Annotated in this window: 4 protein-coding genes and 1 pseudogene; 3 read left to right on the top strand and 2 right to left on the bottom strand. The window is 63.2% G+C overall.

All coding sequences use genetic code 11. The features are described from left to right. Position 1 precedes the first annotated feature (1 nt). A complete protein-coding gene (locus AC1DW2_RS19500; protein ID WP_085404062.1) occupies positions 2–1,243 on the top strand; it encodes an ABC transporter substrate-binding protein in 1,242 nt (413 codons plus the stop codon). A gap of 273 nt (positions 1,244–1,516) precedes the next feature. After that, entirely contained in the window at positions 1,517–2,743 is a 1,227-nt protein-coding gene (locus tag AC1DW2_RS19505) for an ABC transporter substrate-binding protein (protein ID WP_477006975.1), read from the top strand. 177 nt (positions 2,744–2,920) lie between these two features. On the opposite strand, the gene AC1DW2_RS19510 is transcribed toward AC1DW2_RS19505, so the two are convergent. Continuing rightward, entirely contained in the window at positions 2,921–3,346 is a 426-nt protein-coding gene (locus tag AC1DW2_RS19510) for a DUF1330 domain-containing protein (RefSeq protein WP_028149366.1), read from the bottom strand. Positions 3,347–3,514: 168 nt separating this feature from the next. Between AC1DW2_RS19510 and AC1DW2_RS19515 the strand changes: the two genes are divergently transcribed. After that, complete coding sequence (locus AC1DW2_RS19515; RefSeq protein WP_477006976.1) at positions 3,515–5,731, top strand: transglycosylase domain-containing protein; 2,217 nt, start codon at positions 3,515–3,517, stop codon at positions 5,729–5,731. A gap of 326 nt (positions 5,732–6,057) precedes the next feature. Here AC1DW2_RS19515 and AC1DW2_RS19520 read toward each other — a convergent pair. Next, positions 6,058–6,300, bottom strand: a pseudogene (locus AC1DW2_RS19520) (IS481 family transposase); the annotation flags it as partial.

Genomic DNA, 6,300 nt, shown 5'->3' on the forward strand with positions numbered 1-6,300 from the left:
GATGAACAATCGCAGAGCCTTCATAGCTGCCACGGCGGCGCTCGCCTTCACGTTCTCCGCCAGCCAAGCCCCCTTCAATCAAGCCCTCGCCCAGAAGAAATATGACACCGGCGCGAGCGACACCGAGATCAAGATCGGCCAGACCGTGCCGTTCTCCGGCGCCTATTCCGTCTACGCCAATATCGGCAAGACCCAGGCCGCCTACTTCAAGATGATCAACGATCAGGGCGGCATCAACGGCCGCAAGATCAATCTGATCCAGTATGACGATGCCTATTCGCCGCCGAAGACGGTCGAGCAGGTGCGCAAGCTCGTCGAAGGCGACGAGGTGCTGTTCACCTTCCAGATCATCGGCACGGCCGCGAACGCCGCCGTGCAAAAATATCTCAACGGCAAGAAGATCCCGCAGCTGCTGGCCTCCACCGGCGCCGCACGCTTCAACGATCCGCAGAACTATCCCTGGACCATCGCCTACAATCCCAACTACGTGTCCGAGGGACGCATCTACGCCAAGTACATTCTCGCCAATCACCCCAATGCCAAGATCGGCGTGCTCTACCAGAACGACGACATGGGCCGCGACTATCTCGCCGGCCTCAAGAGCGGCCTCGGCGACAAGGCAGCCAAGATGATCGTCGGCGAGGTGTCCTACGAGGTCACCGACCCGACCGTCGACTCGCAGGTGGTCAAGCTGAAGTCGCTCGGCGCAGATCTTTTCTACGATGCCTCGACGCCGAAATTCGCGGCGCAGGCCATCAAGAAGGTGGCCGAGCTCGGCTGGACGCCGGTGCACATCCTCGACATCAATGCGAGCCCGATCTCGGCGACGCTGAAGCCGGCCGGCCTCGACATCTCCAAGGGCATCATCTCGACCCAATACGGCAAGGAGCCGAGTGATCCGCAGTGGAAGGACGATCCGGGCGTGAAGGCCTTCTTCGCCTTCATGGACAAGTATTTCCCCGAAGGCGACAAGCTCAACACGGTCAACACCTACGCTTATTCGGTCGCCGAGTTGCTGACGCAGGTGCTGAAACAGTGCGGCGACGACCTTTCGCGTGAGAACGTGATGAAGCAGGTCGCCAACATCAAGGACTTCACCCCGAGCTTCGCGCTGCCCGGCATCAAGATCAACACCGGACCGAACGACTATCGCGTCAACAAGCAGATGCAGATGATGAAGTTCAACGGCGAGCGTTGGGAGCTGTTCGGCCCGATCATCGAGGACAACGGCCCGGCGGGTTAGTAACTGCGTAGAGTGGATTAGCCCTGCAGATGCGCAAAGCGCATCTGCTCGGCGTAATCCACCTCTTCGACATCCGCGGCAGCAGAAGTGGTGGGTTACGCCTGGCGGACTGCGCTTCGCGCAGCCACAAGGCTAACCCACCCTACGAACTGCGCGTCTCCACCCACCTTGCGTTGCAGCAACGCCTCATCCACAATCACCCTCAGCGGTGACGTCCTGTGCGCAAGAGCATCCGGGCAGATCATCGGCAATAACAAACTGAGGAAATTGCGAATGAGGAATGGAATGCTGCATCTGGCCGCGGCAACGGCGCTGACCCTGGCGCTGTCGGTCACCACGGCCAGTGCCCAGAAAAAATATGATCCGGGCGCCAGCGACACCGAGATCAAGGTCGGACAGACCATGCCGTTCTCGGGACCTGCGTCGGCCTATTCGTCGATCGGCAAGACCCAGGCCGCCTATTTCAAGATGATCAACGACCAGGGCGGCATCAATGGTCGCAAGATCAATCTGATCCAGTATGACGACGCCTATTCGCCGCCGAAGGCCGTGGAGCAGATCCGCAAGCTCGTCGAGAGCGACGAGGTGCTGCTGACCTTCCAGATCATCGGCACGCCGGTGAACGCGGCCGTCCAGAAATATCTCAATTCCAAGAAGGTGCCGCAGCTGTTCGCGGCGACCGGCGCCTCAAGGTTCACCGATCCGAAGAACTTTCCGTGGACCATGGGCTTCAATCCCAACTACTTCGTCGAAGGCCGCATCTACGGCCAGTACATTCTGAAGGAGCATCCCAACGCCAAGATCGGCGTGCTCTATCAGAACGACGACCTCGGCAAGGACTATCTGAACGGCATCAAGGCCGGCCTCGGCGACAAGGCCGCCAAGATGATCGTGACCGAAGCCTCCTATGAAGTCTCCGATCCGACCGTCGATTCGCAGGTCCTCAAGATCAAGGACGCCGGCGCCGATCTGTTCTTCAGCGCCACCACGCCGAAGCASGCCGCACAAGCGATCAAGAAGATCGCCGAGATGCGCTGGCATCCGGTGCAGATCGTCGACATCAACGCCACCTCGGTCGGCGCGGTGCTGAAGCCGGCCGGCCTCGATGCCGCCAAGGGCTTGATCAGCGTCAACTACGGCAAGGAACCGCTCGATCCGACCTGGAAGGACGATGCCGGCCTGAAGAGGTATTTCGACTTCATGGCGAAGTACTATCCGGATGGCGACAAGGACTCGAACTTCAACACCTACGGCTACAGCACGGCGCAGCTGCTGGTCCATGTGCTGAAGCAGTGCGGCGACGACCTGACGCGCGAGAACGTCATGAAGCAGGCCGCGTCTCTGAAGGACGTCGTCAGTGACACCGCGCTGCCCGGCATCAAGGCCAACACCTCGCCGACCGACTACCGCGTCAACAAGCAGCTTCAGATGATGAAGTTCAACGGTGAACGCTGGGAGCTGTTCGGCCCGATCCTGGAGGATGCCGGCCCGATCGATTAGTTCTCGGAAACAACTGCCTCAACGACGTCATGCCCGGGCTTGTCCCGCCTGCGCGGCCGAAGCCGCTTCGGCGCGGCGAAGGCCCGGGCATCCACGTTCTTGGAGCGGCAAGGCAAGGGCGTGGATGGCCGGGTCAAGCCCGGCCATGACGGCGGAGGGAGATGCGCGCAGAGACATCTACTCCGGTATCTCCCCAAAATTCTTGCCCACCGGCAGCACCGCGTGCCGGATCAGCCGTGAATCCTCCACCGCGGCCTGCCGATGCTTCACCGCTTCGCGATAGACGGGATCGCGGATCATCTCGACGAAGGCGGCAACGCTTGGATATTCGGCGATGAAGCAATGGTCCCAGCGCTCCTCTTGCGGGCCGATCAGCATCAGCTCGAATTTGCCCTGCCAGACGATGCGGCCGCCGAGGCGCTCGAACACCGGGCCGCTCTCACGGCCATAGGCCGCATAGGCTTCCGCGCCGCTCGCCTTGCGGCCGTCGGGATAGGCCGCCTCTTCGCGCAAGCGCACCAGATTGAGCATGTGGATCGGGCCGGGGCGGTCGTTGTCCCGGAACTGCGCAAAAATCTCCTTGCTCGGATCGATATGGCCCATGCCGGTTCCCTCTTGTTTTATGCGGGCGATCCTAGCTCTGCCGCCCGGCGAGCGGAACTGCGGCAGGCGAATGCCGCACCTCCTAATCGCGCGTTAAGCTCTGGGTAACCGGGCCTTAAACAGCGACCGGTACCGTGCGGCGGGGCGGGCTGACCGGGCGTTTTGTGTATGGCGTGGGGAAAGAAAAAGGGTGGGCGGAAGGAGCCGTTGTTCGGCTTGCCTGCTGCGCTCGCCGATCTGCGCCTGACCGCGGCCGACCGCGTCCCCGGCGGCGAGGACAAGCCGAAGAAATCAACGAAAGCATCCGCCAAGCGCAAGAGCGAGGATGCCGGCGACGAGCCGCCGCGCGAGCGGAAGGCACAAGCCGGCCGCAGCGGAGCCAAGCGCCGGTCGAAGTCGGGCGGAGGCTTCAGCCTCGGCCGCCTCGTCTATTGGGGTGCGGTGCTCGGCCTGTGGGGCATGATCGCCGTGATCGGCGTCGTGATCTATGTCGGCGCCCATCTGCCGCCGATCCAGTCGCTGGAGATTCCCAAGCGGCCGCCGACGATCCAGATCGTCGGCATCGACGGCAGCATGTTGGCGCAGCGCGGCGAGATGGCCGGCGCCAACGTCTCGCTGAAGGACCTGCCGCCCTATCTGCCGAAGGCCTTCATCGCCATCGAGGATCGCCGCTTCTACTCGCATTTCGGCATCGACCCGATTGGCATCCTGCGGGCCCTCGTCACCAACGTGCTCCATCGCGGCGTCTCGCAGGGCGGCTCGACCTTGACGCAGCAGCTCGCGAAAAACCTGTTCCTGACCCAGGAGCGGACCATGGCGCGCAAGCTGCAGGAGGCGGAGCTCGCGATCTGGCTGGAGCGCAAGCATTCCAAGAACGAGATCCTGGAGCTCTATCTCAACCGCGTCTATTTCGGCTCGGGCGCCTATGGCGTCGAGGCCGCGGCACAGAAATATTTCGGCAAGTCGGCGAAGGACGTCACCGTCGCCGAGGCCGCGATGCTGGCGGGCCTCGTCAAATCGCCGTCGCGGCTGGCGCCGAACCGCAATCCGGAAGGCGCGGAAGCGCGCGCACAGATCGTGCTCGCGGCGATGGCGGATGCAAAATTCATCACCGAAGCACAGGCGCAGGCCTCGATCGGCCACCCCTCCTACAACGTGAAGCCGGCCGGAGCCGGCACGCTCAACTACGTCGCCGACTGGATCGGCGAGGTGCTGGACGATCTGGTCGGCCAGATCGACGAGAGCATCAAGGTCGAGACCACGATCGATCCGAAGCTGCAGAGCGTGGCGGAAGCCGCCATCATCGACGAGCTCGCGGCCAAGAGCGTCAAGTTCAATGTCAGCCAGGGCGCGCTGGTGGCGATGACGCCTGACGGCGCGGTACGCGCCATGGTCGGCGGACGGAACTATTCCGACAGCCAGTACAACCGCGCGGTCACGGCGAAGCGCCAGCCGGGCTCCTCGTTCAAGCCGTTCGTGTACCTGACCGCGCTCGAGCAGGGGCTGACGCCGGACACGGTGCGCCAGGACGCCCCGATCGAGGTCAAGGGCTGGAAACCCGAGAACTACACCCACGAATATTTCGGCGCGGTGACGCTGACGCAGGCGCTGGCGATGTCGCTCAACACCGTCGCCATCCGCCTCGGTCTCGAGGTCGGGCCGAAGAACGTGGTGCGCACCGCGCACCGGCTCGGCATCTCCTCGAGGCTCGAGCCCAATGCCTCGATCGCGCTCGGCACGTCCGAAGTCTCGGTCGTCGAGCTGGTCGGCGCCTATGCGCCCTTCGCCAATGGCGGCTTCGCGGTGGCGCCGCATGTCGTCACGCGGATCAGGACGCTCAGTGGCAAGCTGCTCTACATGCGGCAAGCGGAAGAGCGCAATCAGGTGATCGACCCGCGCTATGTCGGCATGATGAACACGATGATGCGGGAGACGCTGATATCAGGCACCGCCAAGAAAGCGGAGATCCCCGGCTGGCCGGCGGCCGGCAAGACCGGCACCAGCCAGGATTACCGCGACGCCTGGTTCATCGGCTACACCGCCAACCTCGTCACCGGCGTCTGGCTCGGCAATGACGACAACTCACCGACCAAGAAGGCGACCGGCGGCGGCCTGCCCGTCGAAGTCTGGTCGCGCTTCATGCGCACGGCGCACGAGGGCGTGCCGGTGGCCACCTTGCCGAACTCGCAAGCGAGCTGGGGCCTCTCGAACCTCGCGCAGGCGGCATCGCAGGTATCGCCGCCGACGGCAACGACAGCGCCCGGGCCGGCACCGGCGAACAATGGCGGCTATCGCCCGCCTCCGACGCGCGCGAATGTGCGGCCGGAAGCCGCAGCAGGCCTCGACGGCTGGCTGATGGACCGGCTGTTCGGCGGAAATCGGTAGCTTCGAGCTGAGGTCCCCAGGGCCTCAAGACAAAAAACGCGAAAACGACCCCATGCACAGTAGCCGTTGATATCAGGCGCGCCGCGCGGTGGATTGTACGAAACGTTTGATCCGGCGGGACAAATCGAGCGTGCCGCGTAATCGTCGCGAAGTATGGCGGGGATCGCGCAAAGCGCGCTGACGTCGCCCCACTCTCAACTGTCATTCCCCGCCACCGGGACTCGCCTTCGGCGAGCCCGATGACAGGCTCCAGCGGGGAATCCAGTATTCCGAGACGTCGAGATTCAAAACAGCTGCCGCGGCGTACTGGATCGCCCGCCTTCTGTTTAGTCCGGAGACATGGCTGACACCTGTTCGGACACATCACTGACAGGTTGGCCATTGGTCAAGTCGATCGATGCGACCTGCCAGCTGGCGAAGAAGATTCCGTAGTGGCCGTCACGAACCAGTGGCCGGATGGCAAGGCGTTCGCGGGCGAAGGCCTGGGGAACTTTCCAGAAGCGTCCCTTGAAGGAGATGTAGGGTCTTGTCGATGAGACCCTGCGCACGATCTCGCCGCTGTCGTATTC

It is taken from the genome of Bradyrhizobium sp. P3_C3 (genome assembly GCF_056402655.1).

Coding starts and splice junctions, on each gene's coding strand:
- AC1DW2_RS19515 (WP_477006976.1), top strand. CDS start 3,515: ATGGCGTGGGGAAAGAAAAAGGGTGGGCGGAAGGAGCCGTTGTTCGGC.
- AC1DW2_RS19500 (WP_085404062.1), top strand. CDS start 2: ATGAACAATCGCAGAGCCTTCATAGCTGCCACGGCGGCGCTCGCCTTC.
- AC1DW2_RS19510 (WP_028149366.1), bottom strand. CDS start 3,346: ATGGGCCATATCGATCCGAGCAAGGAGATTTTTGCGCAGTTCCGGGAC.